General features: G+C 68.7%; 18 protein-coding genes. 10 read left to right on the plus strand and 8 right to left on the minus strand.

What is annotated here, in order from left to right:
• Positions 1-3: 3 nt before the first annotated feature.
• Complete coding sequence (locus tag ACN6M5_RS07625; RefSeq protein WP_434949138.1) at positions 4-705, plus strand: hypothetical protein; 702 nt, start codon at positions 4-6, stop codon at positions 703-705.
• Between the two features lie 133 nt (positions 706-838).
• Here ACN6M5_RS07625 and ACN6M5_RS07630 read toward each other — a convergent pair whose 3' ends face one another.
• Both ACN6M5_RS07630 and ACN6M5_RS07635 read right to left on the minus strand, forming a co-directional pair.
• Positions 839-1,483, minus strand: coding sequence for a DnaJ family domain-containing protein (locus ACN6M5_RS07630; protein ID WP_434949140.1), 645 nt, complete (start codon positions 1,481-1,483; stop codon positions 839-841).
• 55 nt (positions 1,484-1,538) lie between these two features.
• A complete protein-coding gene (locus ACN6M5_RS07635; protein WP_434949142.1) occupies positions 1,539-3,053 on the minus strand; it encodes a 2-isopropylmalate synthase in 1,515 nt (504 codons plus the stop codon).
• 168 nt (positions 3,054-3,221) lie between these two features.
• Here ACN6M5_RS07635 and ACN6M5_RS07640 point away from each other — a divergent pair, with 168 nt between their 5' ends.
• On the plus strand, positions 3,222-3,905 hold the full coding sequence (locus tag ACN6M5_RS07640) for a FadR/GntR family transcriptional regulator (RefSeq protein ID WP_434949143.1): 684 nt from the start codon (positions 3,222-3,224) through the stop codon (positions 3,903-3,905).
• Positions 3,906-4,028: 123 nt separating this feature from the next.
• Here ACN6M5_RS07640 and ACN6M5_RS07645 read toward each other — a convergent pair whose 3' ends face one another.
• Positions 4,029-4,901 carry an aldo/keto reductase family oxidoreductase gene (locus ACN6M5_RS07645; RefSeq protein ID WP_434949144.1) on the minus strand — a complete coding sequence of 291 codons (873 nt, stop codon included), beginning with the start codon at positions 4,899-4,901 and terminating at the stop codon, positions 4,029-4,031.
• A 147-nt stretch (positions 4,902-5,048) separates the two neighbouring features.
• On the opposite strand from ACN6M5_RS07645, the gene ACN6M5_RS07650 reads away from it, so the two are divergent.
• The 3 genes from ACN6M5_RS07650 to ACN6M5_RS07660 are packed head-to-tail and all read left to right on the plus strand — an operon-like array spanning position 5,049 to position 6,335.
• Positions 5,049-5,438, plus strand: coding sequence for an ArsR/SmtB family transcription factor (locus ACN6M5_RS07650; protein ID WP_434949145.1), 390 nt, complete (start codon positions 5,049-5,051; stop codon positions 5,436-5,438).
• Positions 5,435-5,890 (plus strand): SRPBCC family protein, encoded by a 456-nt coding sequence (locus tag ACN6M5_RS07655; protein ID WP_434949146.1) that lies wholly within the window; start codon positions 5,435-5,437, stop codon positions 5,888-5,890. The genes ACN6M5_RS07650 and ACN6M5_RS07655 overlap by 4 nt, the downstream gene beginning before the upstream one ends.
• 1 nt (position 5,891) lies before the next feature.
• On the plus strand, positions 5,892-6,335 hold the full coding sequence (locus ACN6M5_RS07660; protein ID WP_085370708.1) for an SRPBCC family protein: 444 nt from the start codon (positions 5,892-5,894) through the stop codon (positions 6,333-6,335).
• A 50-nt stretch (positions 6,336-6,385) separates the two neighbouring features.
• Here the strand turns inward: ACN6M5_RS07660 and ACN6M5_RS07665 are convergent, their stop codons facing one another.
• Positions 6,386-8,089 carry a cell wall-binding repeat-containing protein gene (locus tag ACN6M5_RS07665; protein ID WP_434949147.1) on the minus strand — a complete coding sequence of 568 codons (1,704 nt, stop codon included), beginning with the start codon at positions 8,087-8,089 and terminating at the stop codon, positions 6,386-6,388.
• A gap of 211 nt (positions 8,090-8,300) precedes the next feature.
• Here ACN6M5_RS07665 and ACN6M5_RS07670 point away from each other — a divergent pair, with 211 nt between their 5' ends.
• The 3 genes from ACN6M5_RS07670 (at position 8,301) to dinB (ending at position 10,713) form a co-directional block, all read left to right on the plus strand.
• The gene (locus ACN6M5_RS07670; protein ID WP_434949148.1) at positions 8,301-8,555 is read left to right on the plus strand and encodes a hypothetical protein; all 255 of its coding nucleotides are present in this window, start codon (positions 8,301-8,303) and stop codon (positions 8,553-8,555) included.
• Positions 8,548-9,408 (plus strand): CHAP domain-containing protein, encoded by an 861-nt coding sequence (locus tag ACN6M5_RS07675; RefSeq protein ID WP_434949149.1) that lies wholly within the window; start codon positions 8,548-8,550, stop codon positions 9,406-9,408. Before ACN6M5_RS07670 ends, ACN6M5_RS07675 begins: the two co-directional genes overlap by 8 nt.
• 108 nt (positions 9,409-9,516) lie before the next feature.
• Positions 9,517-10,713: a DNA polymerase IV gene (gene dinB / locus ACN6M5_RS07680; RefSeq protein ID WP_434949150.1), complete on the plus strand. Its 1,197-nt coding sequence runs from the start codon at positions 9,517-9,519 to the stop codon at positions 10,711-10,713.
• An 85-nt stretch (positions 10,714-10,798) separates the two neighbouring features.
• Here the strand turns inward: dinB and ACN6M5_RS07685 are convergent, their stop codons facing one another.
• From ACN6M5_RS07685 to ACN6M5_RS07695, 3 genes are all read right to left on the minus strand, one after another.
• Positions 10,799-11,146, minus strand: coding sequence for a LysR family transcriptional regulator (locus ACN6M5_RS07685; RefSeq protein ID WP_434949151.1), 348 nt, complete (start codon positions 11,144-11,146; stop codon positions 10,799-10,801).
• Positions 11,147-11,210: 64 nt separating this feature from the next.
• Complete coding sequence (locus ACN6M5_RS07690; protein ID WP_434949152.1) at positions 11,211-11,771, minus strand: MOSC domain-containing protein; 561 nt, start codon at positions 11,769-11,771, stop codon at positions 11,211-11,213.
• Entirely contained in the window at positions 11,768-11,995 is a 228-nt protein-coding gene (locus tag ACN6M5_RS07695) for an RNA-binding S4 domain-containing protein (RefSeq protein ID WP_434949153.1), read from the minus strand. Before ACN6M5_RS07695 ends, ACN6M5_RS07690 begins: the two co-directional genes overlap by 4 nt.
• Before the next feature lie 106 nt (positions 11,996-12,101).
• On the opposite strand from ACN6M5_RS07695, the gene ACN6M5_RS07700 reads away from it, so the two are divergent.
• Both ACN6M5_RS07700 and arfB read left to right on the plus strand, forming a co-directional pair.
• Entirely contained in the window at positions 12,102-12,662 is a 561-nt protein-coding gene (locus ACN6M5_RS07700; RefSeq protein WP_434949154.1) for a dihydrofolate reductase family protein, read from the plus strand.
• A gap of 36 nt (positions 12,663-12,698) precedes the next feature.
• Positions 12,699-13,136, plus strand: a complete 438-nt coding sequence (gene arfB / locus ACN6M5_RS07705; RefSeq protein WP_434949155.1) for an alternative ribosome rescue aminoacyl-tRNA hydrolase ArfB — start codon at positions 12,699-12,701, stop codon at positions 13,134-13,136.
• Between the two features lie 586 nt (positions 13,137-13,722).
• Here the strand turns inward: arfB and ACN6M5_RS07710 are convergent.
• On the minus strand, positions 13,723-15,372 hold the full coding sequence (locus tag ACN6M5_RS07710) for a DUF6119 family protein (RefSeq protein WP_434949156.1): 1,650 nt from the start codon (positions 15,370-15,372) through the stop codon (positions 13,723-13,725).
• Between the last annotated feature and the right edge of the window lie 64 nt (positions 15,373-15,436).

Consider the following 15,436-nt stretch of genomic DNA (forward strand, 5'->3'; position numbering starts at 1 on the left):
GGGATGCGGGGAACGCTCGCCGTGTTCCTCGCCGTCGCGCTCGTCGGGTTCGGGTTCGCCCGCACGCCGATGATCGTGCCGGAGGGCTCGTGGTGCATCCCGTTGCTGATGGACTGCAGCTCACCCACGCCCACCCCGACCCCCACGCCGACGCCGACGGGCGGCTCCGGCGTGCCAGGCGTGCCAGGAATCCCCGGAGCCCCGGCCATCCCCGGCACCACGCCCACCCCGACCCCGGGCGCCCCAGCGGCCCCCGCGACCCCAGCGCCGCCCGCCGGCCCGGACACCGCCGCCCCGGTCTTCACCCAGCCGCCCGCGCAGCTCGGCAGCTCCTCCCTCTCGTTCTCCGGTCTGCGCTCGCTCAGCGTCGTGACCGTCCCCCTCGCCGACGGCACGCGCATCCCGGTGCTGAAGCTCGCCGCCGACGAGATCACCATCGACGGCTTCAGCCTCACTGTCCGCAAGGCGACCGGACCGATCCTGGCGACCACCGCCGACCGGATGCGCCTCCGCGGCAATGTGCAGGTCTACCTCGACTCCGTCACCGCGACCGGGAAAGACGGAAAGTCGCTCACCCTCGGCGCCAGCACGCCTCCCCCGGCCGACGGCCTCCCCCCGCAACTCCTGAAGGTGACCCTCGGACTCGTCGGCGTCACCGCCGACCAGATCACGTTCACCAACCCGCACCAGCACCTGACCGAGTAGGGCGGGCGCGCGGTTGCAGGCGCCCGGCGCAAGGCGCCGGTTTTCGAGACGCGAAGTGTCCGAGACGCGTGGTAACCGAGACGCGTGGTGCCCGAGACGCATGGTGTCCCAGACGCATGGTGTCCCAGACGCCCTACTCGCCGTCGCGCCCCGCCCGCCGCCGCTCCGCGAGCCGCCGCGCCCGGCGCTCGCGCCAGGTCAGCGCCTCGGTCTCCGCCTCCTGCCGCTCCCGCTCCTGCTGCGCGGCCCGGAGGCGCGCGGCGCGTCGGTCCCGCCAGCGCGCGACCTCCGCATCCACGTCCCTGGTCGGCGTGACGACCGGTGGGCCGCCCTGCAGTTGCCGCCGCGCCTCGACGACGCGTTTGTTGAAGTCGCCGAGGATCTCGCGCACGCGTGCCTCCGACCCCGTCGCATCCAGTTTCGCGTCCAGCTGCTCGTTCTCGGTGCGCAGGGTGAGCGCTGGCGGGCCGAGGCCGGTGAGGCGTTCGCGTTCGATCTTGCGCCGGATCCACCAGTCGGGATCGTGCGTGCCGGTGAGGTTCTCGAGCGGCTTGCCCGCGCCGGGGAGGTTGTCGAACTCGCCGCGCCGGATGGCTTGCTGGATGGCGTTCTCCACGACGTGCGCACGCTGATCCATCGTCGGCGCCCCGGTGTTGCTCGGCTCCTTCTCCTCCCGCGGCTCCTCCCCCGCCTGCCGCCGCTCCTCGTCGACCAGACGGTCGACCAGGTAGCGTGCGGCCTCGACCCGGGAGTCCCCGTGCTCCTGACCTTTCGCCATGCTTCCAGCGTACGACGGCGCGCGCACGCGGGCGATGGATGCTGGGGGCGACCCATCACTCCGCGCGCGGCACCGCCACCCAGCGCTCCGCCTCCCCTGTCACCACTCGAAGGAACGTGTAGCGCCCACCATCGACCCGCTCAGCCACCGCCCCGCCAGGCTCCGCGACCACCCCCACATACATCTCCTCGAACAACCGCACGATCTCCGCGCTCGTGATCTCCACCCCGGTGGCGTCCACCCGCCGCTGCACCACGCCCGCGAACTCCACCTGCACAGCACGCGGCAGCTCGATCCCGTAGTCGGCGCTCAGCACATACGCGATCCCGCCCTTGCCCGACTGCGAGTTCACCCGCACCACCGCTTCGTAGTCGCGGCCGACATCCACCGGGTCGATGTGCAGGTACGGCACGTTCCACGGGTGCTCGGACGCATCCTGCACCGTCTCCAGCTCCGCCGCGCGGGCCGCGAAGCCCTTCTTGATCGCATCCTGGTGGGTGCCGGAGAACGCCGTGTACGCGTACTCGCCGACGTACGGATGCCGGGGATGCACCGGGATGCGCGTGCACTCCTCGACCACGGCCTTCACCGCGTCGATGTCCGAGAAGTCGATGCCCGGGTCGACCCCCTGCGAGTACAGGTTGAGCGCCAGCGTCGCGATGTCCACGTTGCCGGTTCGCTCGCCGTTGCCGAACACGCACCCTTCGACGCGTTGCGCCCCGGCGAGCATGGCCAGTTCGGCGGCCGCCACGCCCGTTCCCCTGTCGTTGTGCGGGTGAATGGACAGGATGACGCCCGAGCGCCGCTCCAGGTTGCGGTCGGCGTACTCGATCTGGTCGGCGTAGAGGTTGGGCGTCCCGATCTCCATCGTGACCGGCAGGTTGAGCGTGACGGGACGTTCCGGCGATGCGTCCCAGAACGCGGTGAGACTGTTGCACAGGTCGAGGACGAAGTCCGACTCGGTGAGATTGAAGACCTCCGGCGAGAACTGGAACCGGGTGGACGTTCCGCGCAGGGTGTCTGCACCGCGCTGCATCTCCTCCGCCGCGGCCAGCACGGTCCGGGTGAGCTCCTGTCTCCCGCGGCCGATCACGACCTCCCGCCAGAGCGGCGCCGTCGCGATGTACACGTGCACGACGACCTTCCGCAGTCCGCGCACCGACTCGATGGTGCGCCGGATGAGGTCGCTCCGTGCCGCGGTGAAGACCACCACGGTGACGTCGTCCGGCACGGCGTCACCGGTGGCGAGTTCGCGCACGAAACCGTAGTCGGTGGCGCTCGCCGACGGATAGCCGACCTCGATCTCCTTGTAGCCCATGCGCACGTACAGGTCGAACATGCGGCGCTTCCTGGCCGCATCCATCGGGTCGGCGAGCGCTTGGTTGCCGTCGCGCAGGTCGACCGGAACCCAGAGCGGCGCCTCGGTGAGCCGCGCGTCCGGCCAGCGGCGGTCGGCGAGTTCCGGCAACGTCACGCGGTCGTGCGGCGCGCGGTACTTGCGGTACGGCATCCCGCTCGGTGTCTGCGGGTTCCAGGTCGGGTTGGTTGTGCTGGTGGTTCTGGTGTTCATGTTCTGCTGTCCTTCGAGAAGTGTCCTGCGACCGTCGCGATACCCCCACGACGGCGCTCGGTCTCGGCTAACGCGCGTCGTGGCGACGAAGGAGGAGGAGCAGCGTGAGACGGAACATGATCTGGCCAGCATAGAATTAATCAGGTCATCAGACAAGTGGAGGCAGTCATGGCTGATCGAACGCTCGACCGCGCATCCCTTCCCCTCCGGGTCGCGGACGATCTGACAGCACGACTCGCGGACGGCGAGTGGGCGGTGGATGAGCGCATGCCGTCGGAGAAATCGCTGGCCGAGTCGTACGGCGTCGGCCGCTCGACGGTCCGCGAGGCGATCCGCACGCTCGCGGCGCGCGGCCTCGTGGCGTCGCGGCAGGGTGACGGCGTCTACGTCCTCGCGCTCGTCGCCGAATCCGAGGTGCAGCGCCTCCTCAGCCGCGCCGAGCTGGCCGACGTCTTCGAGGCCAGGGTCGCGCTCGAGGCGGAGGCCGCGCGCCTGGCCGCCCTCCGCATCGCGCCGGCCGCCGTGGACGCGCTGCGCACCGCCGAACGGCGTCGAACGGCAGCCCACTCCGCCGGCCCTGAAGCGTTCGCCGCGGCCGACGTCGAGCTGCACCGGGCGATTGTGGACGCCTCGGGCAACCCGGTCATCGTGGCGCTGTTCGAACAGTTCGCGCCGGCGCTCGACCGGGCCGCCCGCGAACTCGCGACCTTCGAGACGGGCGACGACAGCCCGATCGGCGCCGACCTCGACGAGCACGCGGCCATCGTGGATGCGATCTGCCGGGGCGACGCGGACGCCGCCGCGGCGGCGAGCAGGCGGCTCGGTGACCACCTGGTGCGCGCGCTTCGCTGACGCCGCGGGGTGCGAGGGCGGCGCGTCGCGCTCAGGAGATCCGGCGCACAAGCGCGACGCGTCGCACGCCGGCGAAACCGGGACCACCGGACGCAAACGCGCGCCCCGCTCACCGCGCCAGCGTCAGACCCCGGCGCCGATCGCGTCCAGCTGCTCCAGCGCATCCACCGGCAGCTCCAGTCCAGCGCCCGCGACGTTCTCCCGCAGGTGCGCCACCGACGAGGTGCCGGGGATCAGCAGGATGTTCGGCGAGCGCTGCAGCAGCCACGCCAGCGCCACGGACATCGGCGTCGCGTCGAGCCGTGCTGCGACGTCGGCGAGCGCGTCGGACTGCAGCGGCGAAAAGCCGCCGAGCGGGAAGAACGGCACGTATGCGATGCCCTGCCTGGCCGTCTCCTCGATGAGAGCGTCGTCGTCGCGGCGGGCGATGTTGTAGAAGTTCTGCACCTCCACCACCTGCACCATCGTCTGCGCTTCCGCGAGCTGCTCGGAGCTGACCGTGCTGAGTCCGATGTGCCGGATGAGTCCCTGCTGCTGCAGGTCCGCCAGCGCTTCGACCTGGGGCGCGATGCTGCCGGGCTCCGGGGATTCGAGGCCGCCCATCCGCAGGTTGACCACATCCAGCGCATCCAGCCCGAGGGTGCGGAGGTTGTCGTGCACCTGCGTGCGCAGCTCGTCGGGGGTGCGGGCGGGCGGCCAGCCGCCTTGGGCGTCGCGCCGGGCGCCGACCTTCGTGACGATGTGCAGGTCGTCGCGGTACGGCGCGAGCGCCTCCCTGATGATCTCGTTGGTGACGTGCGGTCCGTAGTACTCGGAGGTGTCGATGTGCCGGATGCCGAGCTCGACCGCCTCACGGAGCACCGCGATCGCCTCTGCACGGTCGGCGGGCGGGCCGAAGACGCCGGGTCCTGCGAGCTGCATCGCGCCGTAGCCGACGCGGGTGAATTCGAGGTCGCCGACGGTGTAGAGGCCGCCGGGGAGGGTCGAAGAGGACATGGTTCCTTTCTGCCGCGGGGCGCGCTGCCGGGCGACAGTCCTACGATGCTCCTCCTGCGCAGGCTGAGGCAGTATCCCCGTCATCCTGGGTCCAGCGGGACCAGGATGCGGTGGCGCGCATCCATCGTCGGTGCTATATTCACCCACATGGGTGAATATCAAGCAGCAACGCTCGACCGGGTGTTCGGGGCGATCTCCGACCCCACCCGCCGCGAGATCCTGAACAGGCTCGCCTCCGGAGACGAACGCGTCACGGAGGTCGCGAGCAACTTCCCGATCTCCCTCAACTCGGTCTCCAAGCACGTCCGCGTGCTCGAACAGGCCGGACTCGTGACCCGCACCATCCAGGGCCGCAACCACGTCCTCTCCCTCAACGCGGACCCGATGGCCGAAGCGGCCGAGTGGATCGACCACTACCGCGCGTTCTGGACAGACCGCCTGGCCGCGCTCGACCGCTTCGTGACCGGGGCAGGTGGGGCCACCGGCGCCGCCCCCGCCGATGCCACTCCCGCCCCGACCCCCGAGGAGCACTCATGACCGACCAGCTCGTCGTCTCCCGCCTGATCGCCGCAGCCGCGGAACCGCTCTTCGACGCCTGGCTCGACCCCGAGGCCCTGGCCGTCTGGATGCGCCCGGGCACCGCCACCCACACCGACGTCACCGCAGACCCCCGCGTCGGCGGCGAGTTCCGCATCGTCATGCACAATCTGGATGCGCCCATCGTCCACCGCGGAACGTACCGGACCATCGACCGCCCCCGCCGCCTCGCCTTCACCTGGCGTTCGCCGGTCACGGAGGACGAGGAGACGCTGGTCACCGTCGAGTTCGAGCCCCGCGCATCCGGAACGGAGGTCATTGTCACCCACGAACGCCTCCCCCACCAGGCGGCAGTGGATGCGCACACCGACGGCTGGACCGACTGCCTCACCGGCCTCGACGCATACGCAACACACCAATCACCGACGCACCACTCACCGAAAGGAAACTGACATGGTCGACATCCTGCACCAGGTCGGCGTCGAGAACGCCACCCCCGACGACGCGTACCGCGCCCTCACCACCATCGACGGACTCTCCGGATGGTGGACCGAGAACACCTCGGGCGACCCGTCCGTCGACGGCGTCATCCACTTCCGCTTCGAGCCCGGCGACATCGACATGAAGGTGGTCGAGCTCTCCCCCGCCTCGCGCGTGCGCTGGGAGGTCGTCGACGGCCCGGCCGAATGGATCGGCACCCACGTCGACTTCTCCCTCGAACGCGACGGCGAATACACGCTCGTCCGCTTCATCCACGAGGGCTGGGCAGAGCCGGTGCCGTTCATGCACCACTGTTCCACGAAGTGGGGCGTGTTCATGCTGAGCCTGAAGTCACTGCTCGAGACCGGGAAGGGGGCGCCGGCGCCGCGCGATCAGAAGATCGACGCGTGGAACTGAGGGCGCTGGCTCCCGCAGCAGGGCCAGCAGGGCCAGCAGGGTCAGCAGGGTCAGCAGGCGAAGTCGGCCACGTTCTCCTGCTCCGCCGCCGGCCCGCCGACCAGCACCAGCCGCGTGACACCGGTGTCGACCATCGCACTCTCCGTCTCGACCGGCGCGCACTGGCCCGTCGTCAGCAGCAGGGGCGCAGGGCGGGAGCTCTCGAGCACGGCTGCCGTCAACGCATCCGGGAACCGGAGCCCGTTGGCGAGGTAGGCCAGCTGCGTGGACGGCAGTGTGCGGGCGAGCGCCGCGGCCGTCGCGAAGCGGTCGGCACCCGCCACCCTGCTCACGGAGATGCCGACTCTGGCGAGGCCGCTCTCGATCCCCGTTGAGACTCCGGCGGTGCCGCCGACGATCGTGACGTGCGTCGTCTTCCAGCTCCGCAGGGCGGCGGCCGTCTCCTGATCCGGTGAGCCGAGCCAGCCGTTCGTGAGCAGCACGGGGCGTCCGGCCGACGCTCCGGCAGCTGCGGCGGCGAGCGCATCCGGGAACGCGTTGCCTGTCACGAGATAGACGTCGGGCGCCGAAGCTCCGAACGCGTCGGCCACCACGGCCCGCGACACAGCGAAGCGGTCCTGGCCGGATATCCGTGTCACCGTGGCGCTGATCGGCAACGCCCGGAGGCCCGCCACCACGTTCTCGGAGAGGGCCGCCGGTCCACCGACCACCACGATCCGGGCGGGATGCAGACGCACGAGCTCTGCGGCGACGCGCGTGTCCAGCACGGTGGGAGGGGTCAGCAGGAGCGTGCCATGCACCTTGGCTGCCGCGGCGCCGGCCGACAGCGCATCCGGGAAGGCCGCGCCGGACGCGATGTACGCGACGGGCGCCCCTGCCACCGCATCCGGGAACGCCTTCTGCGACGCGGCGACCGAGGTCGAGTATCTGTCGTCGGAGGCGATCCGTTCCGGCGTCTGGCGGTACGGGGTGAGAACCGCCTTCGGGTTCGGCCTCTCCTCGAGGATGACGCCCGGCAGGCGAAGGGTGATCGTGCCCCAGATCGTGCGGCCGATCAGCGCCGGCCCCGGCGTGAACGTGGCCGTCCGCTGTCCGGGGATCGTCGTCGGGCCGTCGTGGGCATCGCCGGGGATCCACCCGACAGGAGCGGCGGCGGCCCAGGAGTAGCTCGGCACGCCGGCGGTGCCCGGCGGCAGGCTCATGGTCAGCGGTGAGCCGACGTCGCCCGAACCGGTCATGGTCGCCACCGTCGGATTCTGTTTCGGGATGTTCACCGTCTGGCAGGCGAGCGGACTGGCGCTCTCCGGGTAGGTATAGAAGCTGTAGAGGCGCAGGCAGATGTTGTGGGAGCCGGCGGTCAGGCTGTCCGCGTACACATCGAAACCCTGGTTCGGACCGATCGACGGATACGCAAGCTGCACATCCGGTCGGGGGTAGTCGAACCGATGGCGCTCTCCCCACCCGATCGTCGTGTGCGCCCCGCCGGGGCCAGCCTCGTACAGCTCGACGCCGACGGGCTCCGCGCTGTCGCCGTTGGAGCCGCTCAGGTTGAGGTCCCCCGCCCATCCGACGATGTGGAGGATGGGCTTGGGCGACGAGTAGTCGTAGGTGAGCGCGATGGAGTCGATGGACCCGATGGCGTTCAGCGGAGACAGGTCGAAGGCCGACGCGGGAGCCGCCGCCCCCAGCCCACCGACCGCGACGGCGACGGCGACGATGGATGCGACGGACGCGATGCGCGTGCGAATGGTCATGCTCAGGCTCTCCGCGACGAGGACCCGGGCACCCCCTCGCGCACCCCGTGCACGCGTCTCCTGCCGCCAGGGCACAGCATATGGGCGCACGGGTTTCGGCGGCGGGTAGGTGTGAGAACTCTCAGACCGGATGCTCCACTCCCTTCCGCCCGCCCCCGCGCAGCGCTACCATCGCTCTCGTAACCCCGACACCACCAGACAAGGGGATGCGATGACCGACGCCGCTCCCACCCCGCACGACAGCTCCGGCGACAGCTCCGGCGACAGCTCCGGCGACACGTCCGCCGACACCCCGGACGACCCCGCGCTTGGCACCTCCGCCGACCCCCTGCCGCCCGTCCCGTCCGACGCGCATCGCCGCGTCGACGACTCCGGCTATCTCCTCCCTCCCCTCGACGCCGACCGCACGCCTGCGCCTCCCGCGATCAGCTCCAGCTTCGGCGAGGAGGTGCCCGAGGATGCCTGATCTGCTCCCCCGCACCGTCGAGGACATGCTCGCCGCGATGGGCGCGCCCAGCGTCTGGGGAGTCACCTGGCCGAACCCGTGGTGGCCGAGCGGGAACAGCGCGTACGACGACTGCGCCGCGTGCGTCAGCTTCTACCTGTTCGGGCTGACCGCATCCGGTGGGCCGTACTTCACCTACGTGTCGCAGATCCAGAACTGGGGGCGCCAGGCCGGCGTCTACCACGACGGTTCCTCCGGGGTGCAGCGCGGCGACGTGATCGGCTTCGACTGGAACGGGGACGGCGACTACGACCACACCGAGATCGTGGTCGACGTGTCTCCCGGCGGCTCCGTCGTCACGTCCCGCGGCACGAACTCGAACCCCGGCGACGACCTGCGCGACCGCACCCGCTCGGCGCGGTACATCCTGAGCTACATCCGGCCGCCGTACACGGGCTCGCCGGGGCAAGGAGACGAGTTCGACATGGCTTCCCTCGACGACCTCCGGCAGATCGTGGATGCTGCGGTCAGCAACGCCATCGGCGCGATCGGCCAGTCCAGGCAGAACGAGAAGACTGCGGTCCGGAGGGAGGGCCGCGGGCGGCTGTACTACTGCCCGAACCCGCCGCCGGGCCTCCCGCATTTCGTCGTGATCTTCTGGGACCGCACCACCAACAACATCCTGTACGCCAACGCGGATGCGGACGGCGGCGTCGCCCAGGCGCGCAACTGGAACCAGCTGTACTACCAGACGGCGGACACCGTCGAGCAGGCGATGAGCGCCGGGATCGAACCGGACCGGTTCCGCAAACTCATCGACTTCGCGCTCGGCAAGGATTCGGCGTTCACGAACCAGCTGGCGGCGAACCCCTAGTCGTCGCCGGCTGCCCTGACGGACCGCACCGCCGCCGCCGCATCCCACCTCCGGTGTCCGCGGTCCGTGCGACCATGCTCTCGACGCACGAGCGAGCGGAGGACCGGGATGCGGGGCGAGGCGACCGTGCTGCACGCCGACCTCGACGCCTTCTACGCCTCCGTCGAGCAACGGGATGCGCCCGAGCTGCGCGGCCGCCCGGTGATCGTCGGCGGAGGGGTGGTGCTCGCCGCCAGCTACGAGGCGAAGGCGCGCGGCGTGCGCACCGCGATGGGCGGCAGGCAGGCGCGCGAGCTGTGCCCGGATGCGGTGGTCGTCCCGCCCAGGATGGATGCATACTCCGCCGCCAGCCGCGACGTCTTCGCCATCTTCCGCGACACGACCCCGCTCGTCGAGGGACTGTCCATCGACGAGGCGTTCCTGGAGGTCGGCGGCCTGCGGCGCATCGCGGGGACGCCGGAGCAGATCGCGACGCGCCTGCGGGAGCGGGTCCGCTCGGAGGCCGGCCTCGCCATCTCGGTCGGCATCGCCCGCACCAAGTTCCTCGCCAAGGTCGCCAGTGCCGTCAGCAAACCCGACGGACTCCTCCTCGTCGAGCCCGACCGCGAGCAGGCCTTCCTCCTCCCCCTCCCCGTCGAACGTCTCTGGGGCGTCGGCGCCGTCACCGCCGAGAAGCTGCATCGCCTTGGCATCCGGACCGTCGGCCAGCTCGCCGAACTCGAGGAGGCGACAGCCGAGCGTCTCCTCGGCCGCGCCGCGGGCGCCCACCTGCACGCGCTCGCCCGCCTCCGCGATCCGCGCCCCGTCGACGCCACCCGGCGCCGCGGATCCATCGGCTCCCAGCGTGCCCTCGGCAGCCGCCCGCGCTCGCCCGAGGAGCTGGACACCATCCTGACCCAGATAGTCGACCGCCTCGCCCGGCGCCTGCGCGACGGCGACCGCACCTGCCGCACGGTCGTCCTCCGCCTCCGCTTCGGCGACTTCGCCAAAGCCACCCGCTCCCGCACGCTCGGCTTCCCCACCGACCGGACCTCCGTCCTGCTCGGGATCGCGCGCACCCTCCTGACGGCGGCTCGGCCCGAGATCACGCAGCGCGGCATCACCCTCATCGGCCTCTCGCTGTCCCAGCTGGGACGGTCGGACACCTTCCAGCCCGAACTCCCGATCGACTGGGACGACGGCGCCCGCCTCGACACCGTCCTCGACGCGGTCCGCGACCGCTTCGGTGCAGCATCCGTCGCCCGCGCAGCACAGCTCGGCCGCGATCCCGGATGGTCGACCCCGCTGCTGCCGGAGCACGAGTGAGGCGTGGCCTCCATTCCCCGACGGCTCCGGATGCGCGTGGCGTGGCGAGCAGCGCGGATGCCACTCCCCTGGCGCCGTCCCGGCCCTAACGCCCCTGGCGCTTCTTGAACGGCTTCGGCTGCCCCTTGACCGCGGGTGCGCGTCCCTTGCCCTTCGAGGCTTTCGCTTTCCCGCCTGCCGGTGCCACGGGCTTGCCCGCCACTGGAGGGGCCGCTGCGATCTCCTCCCGAGCGGTGGCAAGAAACAGGACGCCAGCGCCGGTCAGCTTCGTCGGCGTCGCCCCGCGGACGAACAGCGGCGACCCGACCTCGTCCTCCAGCTTCGCGATCGACGAGTAGAGCGACGGGAGTGGAATGTCGAGCTTCCGTGCCGCGCGCGGAAAATGCAGCTCCTCGGCCACGGCGACGAACCGAACGAGCAGTGTGATGTTCATGGCTGGCCCTTCATCGGTCCTGGATGCGCGTGGCCCGCGATCCCGCCCGGGCGGTTTCGAGTTGTCATACCGGACTGAGCGGGGTGTGCTCGCCCGACGGGAGCTCGACCCGGATGGTGTCGCCCCGGCGAACGGTCCCTCCCGCAACGACGACCCCCATCACGCCGCCCTTCCGCTCGACCGAACCGTCCTCGGCCCGCCCGAGCACCTCGCGCAGCAGCCCCGGCTCGAAGCCGTTGATCTGCTGGCACGGGTTCCGCAGCCCGGTCACGCGGACGCACGCGTCGGCGCCGAGGTGCAGCAGCGTGTCCGTCGGCAGGCCGAGCAGATCGATTCCGCGCGTCGTAACGTTCTCCCCCAGCTGCCCGGGCGCGACCTCGAACCCGGCATCGGCGACCTCGTCGAACAGTTCGGCGTGCATCAGGTGCACCTGCCGCAGGTTCGGCTGCGACGGATCCCGGGCGACACGGGAGCGGTGCTGCACGGTGGTCCCGGCGTGGGCGTCGCCTTCCACGCCCCACCCTTCGATGAGGACGATCTGGTCGACCACCCGCTTGCTGAAGCGGTGCTCGCTGTCCGTGCTCACCGCGACGACGTGCGCCCGAGCATCCTGTGTCTCCGTCACGAGCTGACGCGGACCCTGCGTCCTTCGAACCCGACGATGTCACCGACGTGCAGCTGCCGTCCCCGGCGCCGGTCGACCTCACCGTTCACGGTCACGAACCCGTCGATGATGGCCTCTTTGACGTCCCCGCCGGAGTCGAGCAGCCCGGCGAATTTCAGGAACTGCCCCAGCCGAACGACGTCGCCGTCGATCGGAACATCGTCGATCGGTGCCGGTTTCGTCATTCGAAAATGCTAACCCACCACATCCCGGAGCGGGCACCGGCGGTAGTTTGGGTGCGGACCGGTGCCCGGTATCCGGCGTCCGGCGTGCATCAAGGGAGAGCACAGGATGAGACCACTTCGCTACGCCATCAACGTCACGCTCGACGGCTGCTGCCACCACGAGGCCGGCCTCCCGCCCGACGAGGAGTCGATGCGCTTCTGGACGGCCGAGCTGCAGCGAGCCGACGCCCTCCTCTTCGGCCGGACCACCTACGAGATGATGGAGTCCGCCTGGCGCAAGCCCGCCTCTGGCACCTGGCCCGACTGGATGGACGACTGGCAGCTCCCCTTCGCCTCAACCATCGACGGCGCGCCAAAATACGTCGTGTCGAGCACGCTCACCGACGTCGACTGGAACGCGGAGCTCCTGCCCGGCGACCTCCGGGATGCGGTCACGCGCCTCAAACAGGAACCCGGCCGCGGCCTCTTCGTCGGTGGAGTCACGCTCCCCTTAGCGCTGGCGAACCTCGGCCTGATCGACGAGTACGTCTTCGTCGTCCAGCCCCTCCTCGCCGGCCACGGGCCGACCTTGCTCTCGGGCCTGCGCGAGCACATCCCCCTCGAACTGGTGGAGCGGCAGGACTTCCGCTCCGGCGTCTCCGCGCTGCGCTACCGCCCCATCCCGTAGCGGCACGGCGCCGTCGGACAAGAGGATGATGGACCCATGCCCGCCGCTCACCGCCCCGGCCTCCGGGTCACCTCCGGCCTCACCATCCCGGACTCCGAGCTGTCCTGGCGCTTCTCCCGCTCCTCCGGCCCCGGCGGCCAAGGCGTGAACACCGCCGACTCCCGCGCAGAACTCGTCTGGGACGTCGCCCACTCCACCGCCCTCACCCCCGTCCAGCGAGAGCGCCTCCTCGACCGCCTCAGCACCCGCCTCGTCGACGGAACCCTGACGATCGCAGCCTCCGAACACCGTGCCCAACTCCGCAACCGCGAAGCCGCCCTCACCCGTCTTGCCGACCTCGTCGCCGATGCCCTGCGCCCGCCATCCCCCGCCCGCCGGCCCACGCGCCCGACCCGCGGCGCCAAGCAGCGACGCCTGGACGCGAAGAAGCACCGCACCGACGTGAAGCGCCAGCGGCGGCCGCCGCAGGATTGAGCGGGTGGGGCAGCGGGTGGGTTGCTTGAAAACGCGTCATGGGTCCGGCCGGATGAGCGCATCTTCGCGATGTCCCTTGAGCGGCTCGAAAACTGCCGCCACCCCTACACGCAGCTACCGAGGGGCCGAGATGCCGCAGAATTCCGCGCGTCCTGACCTACTAGATTCGACTGCGATCACATGGAGCTCGTTCGATCGTGGACTGGGTCGGTCGAGCGCCAAAGTCGCCGCAATTGTGTCGACCCAAATAATGTCACTGACGAGCTTTACTCGGTGATCGACTTCGACCCACGGGAACTTCATAGCCGCGCGAAGGCAGCGAGCGCGAATGGGTCGTCGTGCCGAGGCTTTGATGCGCCGGCTCGACTGTATCCGGAAGACGGTATAGACCATTGCAGTCCGGCAACGATTGAATAGCGGCTAATCGCGTTTCCGTCAGGGCCCATGGTTAGTTTGCCGGTTTTCCCGGTCTCTGGCTTGGATGAGTCGAAATGAGAGGCTCCCAAGTACCGACGCGTTCTCATCGAGCGCGAGGGGTCGACCCAGCTCCCTCGAGGCTACGTTCCTGCTGGGTCCCGGGCCTCTGCTAGGAGGATTCGCCAGCCTTCTTCTTTCGTGTCTTCTTGGTGGGCTTGCGATCCGGCGCTTCATTCGGCACGAAGGCGAACGTGACAGGGACGCTCATAGACTTGAACGTCGCGAGCGATCTTCGGAGGCTCATTCGCGAGAACAGCGGCAAGTTCTCAACGCCACCGTCAGGCTTCTTGTGCGTAACAATCGCGTAGTGCACCTTGATGTTGTTCCGGTCGATAAGCGCGATCAAATCTTCAGCAACCTCGGGCGCAGATGCTTCCTTCCTGACTAGGGCCTCGAGCTTTGGACGGACTTCGTCAATTGATCTGAGCAGCTGCATAGCGTTGCTCCCCTGGTTGAAAAGGTGGCTAAGTTGCGCCGAAGCAGTAGAGAACTTCACGTGGACGAATACCGCTAGCCCATCGATCTTGACAAGTACGTCGCACGGCTCTACTTGAGTCTGCCCGGATGGACTCATGTTCTTCTTGTCAAGGAGGACAGCATTGGGCATCTCAGCAGCGACGTCTATGTTGTATTCGCCCTCGAGGTTTCGCTTAGAGCTAGGCAGTATCGAAGTCTCCAACGCGCGACCCAACTCCTTATTTAGGCGCGCGATGTAGTCGTCGTCAAAACGGAACCAGTTCCCTTCCATCAGGTGGAACGTCGCTCCGGCGGCGGGGAGACTTGCTGTGAATATGAGCGACTTGTAGATCCTGAAACGTGTCCGTGGCGTCTCATCGTCGTTGAGAATCACTAGATGATGACGGTCTAGAGCTTCCCGATCGAGCGTTGCGACAGATGTCCCATTGCTTTCGAGATAGTCGTAATACCGCGCCAGAAATACATCGTGGTGAAGCGAGCTCTTCCCTACGCCGGCGAACGAAACCCAGAAACTGTCGTTGTACTCGACGAGCTCGGGAATTGCGAGCATCGGCTCATCGGAGCGATCCTTGAGCTTACCAATTAGGATTTCGTCGAGCATCGCAACCTGCTGCGGATCCTTTACGGGCGTCACGTTCTGTACCTCTGGGAATGACGCTTTGTAGTCATCGCTCGTGTACAACGCAAACAATTTCTCGCAGAGCCTTGGTAAGTCTTCGACCCGCGTCTTCGTTGCAATTCTGAGGTTGCTCGATCCAGTAACGTTCTTGATCAGTCCGGCGTGCTCGTTCTTTACCGCACCAGTGAGACTCCGAAGGACGGTGGCATCCGTCTCAAAGTCGAAATAGGTCAGGTCGGAATCAACAGAGACCTGCGTACGCTGCCTCCGCGCGGCCCCGGGCTCAACCACGTCTGTGTTCTTAAGCTTTGTAGGATCGACGCAATTGAGCGTTATTCGGAGTCCGAAGTCGTATTCGTACGCGTCGTCCCTGAGGTTATGTGCCACGTGACCAAAGCAGAGGGCGTAGGTTCGCCCTCCTGCGGGGAGGAACAGCAATGCAGCCTTACTCGATTGCTTCAGCGGTCGAGCAACTCCAAAATACTGCTTCCACCAGGGCTCTCGCTCCGCGCCGTCGAACAGGTAGAGAGTTGAGCCTGTGGGGATCGTGGCATCAGCGATCGGATCACCCAGGTGATGGTCGTCAGTTAGCGCAGCGTTGCCCTCGACACCATCTTTAAGCAGGTAAATCGATAACGTCCTCGTGCGCGTTGGGTCCGGCAAATAGTCCCCCTGGCTGGTTAGCGAACATAAACTACAGCAATTCTCCGGCGAATTCTGTCTATTT

This window comes from Leifsonia araucanica (genome assembly GCF_051161895.1).
Lineage (GTDB): Bacteria > Actinomycetota > Actinomycetes > Actinomycetales > Microbacteriaceae > Leifsonia.

What these genes read in the sequence shown, in the direction of transcription:
- ACN6M5_RS07625 (WP_434949138.1), top strand. Translation starts at nt 4, where the DNA reads ATGCGGGGAACGCTCGCCGTGTTCCTCGCCGTCGCGCTCGTCGGGTTC.
- ACN6M5_RS07630 (WP_434949140.1), bottom strand. Translation starts at nt 1,483, where the DNA reads ATGGCGAAAGGTCAGGAGCACGGGGACTCCCGGGTCGAGGCCGCACGC.
- ACN6M5_RS07635 (WP_434949142.1), bottom strand. Translation starts at nt 3,053, where the DNA reads ATGAACACCAGAACCACCAGCACAACCAACCCGACCTGGAACCCGCAG.
- ACN6M5_RS07640 (WP_434949143.1), top strand. Translation starts at nt 3,222, where the DNA reads ATGGCTGATCGAACGCTCGACCGCGCATCCCTTCCCCTCCGGGTCGCG.
- ACN6M5_RS07645 (WP_434949144.1), bottom strand. Translation starts at nt 4,901, where the DNA reads ATGTCCTCTTCGACCCTCCCCGGCGGCCTCTACACCGTCGGCGACCTC.
- ACN6M5_RS07650 (WP_434949145.1), top strand. Translation starts at nt 5,049, where the DNA reads ATGGGTGAATATCAAGCAGCAACGCTCGACCGGGTGTTCGGGGCGATC.
- ACN6M5_RS07655 (WP_434949146.1), top strand. Translation starts at nt 5,435, where the DNA reads ATGACCGACCAGCTCGTCGTCTCCCGCCTGATCGCCGCAGCCGCGGAA.
- ACN6M5_RS07660 (WP_085370708.1), top strand. Translation starts at nt 5,892, where the DNA reads ATGGTCGACATCCTGCACCAGGTCGGCGTCGAGAACGCCACCCCCGAC.
- ACN6M5_RS07665 (WP_434949147.1), bottom strand. Translation starts at nt 8,089, where the DNA reads ATGACCATTCGCACGCGCATCGCGTCCGTCGCATCCATCGTCGCCGTC.
- ACN6M5_RS07670 (WP_434949148.1), top strand. Translation starts at nt 8,301, where the DNA reads ATGACCGACGCCGCTCCCACCCCGCACGACAGCTCCGGCGACAGCTCC.
- ACN6M5_RS07675 (WP_434949149.1), top strand. Translation starts at nt 8,548, where the DNA reads ATGCCTGATCTGCTCCCCCGCACCGTCGAGGACATGCTCGCCGCGATG.
- dinB (WP_434949150.1), top strand. Translation starts at nt 9,517, where the DNA reads ATGCGGGGCGAGGCGACCGTGCTGCACGCCGACCTCGACGCCTTCTAC.
- ACN6M5_RS07685 (WP_434949151.1), bottom strand. Translation starts at nt 11,146, where the DNA reads ATGAACATCACACTGCTCGTTCGGTTCGTCGCCGTGGCCGAGGAGCTG.
- ACN6M5_RS07695 (WP_434949153.1), bottom strand. Translation starts at nt 11,995, where the DNA reads ATGACGAAACCGGCACCGATCGACGATGTTCCGATCGACGGCGACGTC.
- ACN6M5_RS07700 (WP_434949154.1), top strand. Translation starts at nt 12,102, where the DNA reads ATGAGACCACTTCGCTACGCCATCAACGTCACGCTCGACGGCTGCTGC.
- arfB (WP_434949155.1), top strand. Translation starts at nt 12,699, where the DNA reads ATGCCCGCCGCTCACCGCCCCGGCCTCCGGGTCACCTCCGGCCTCACC.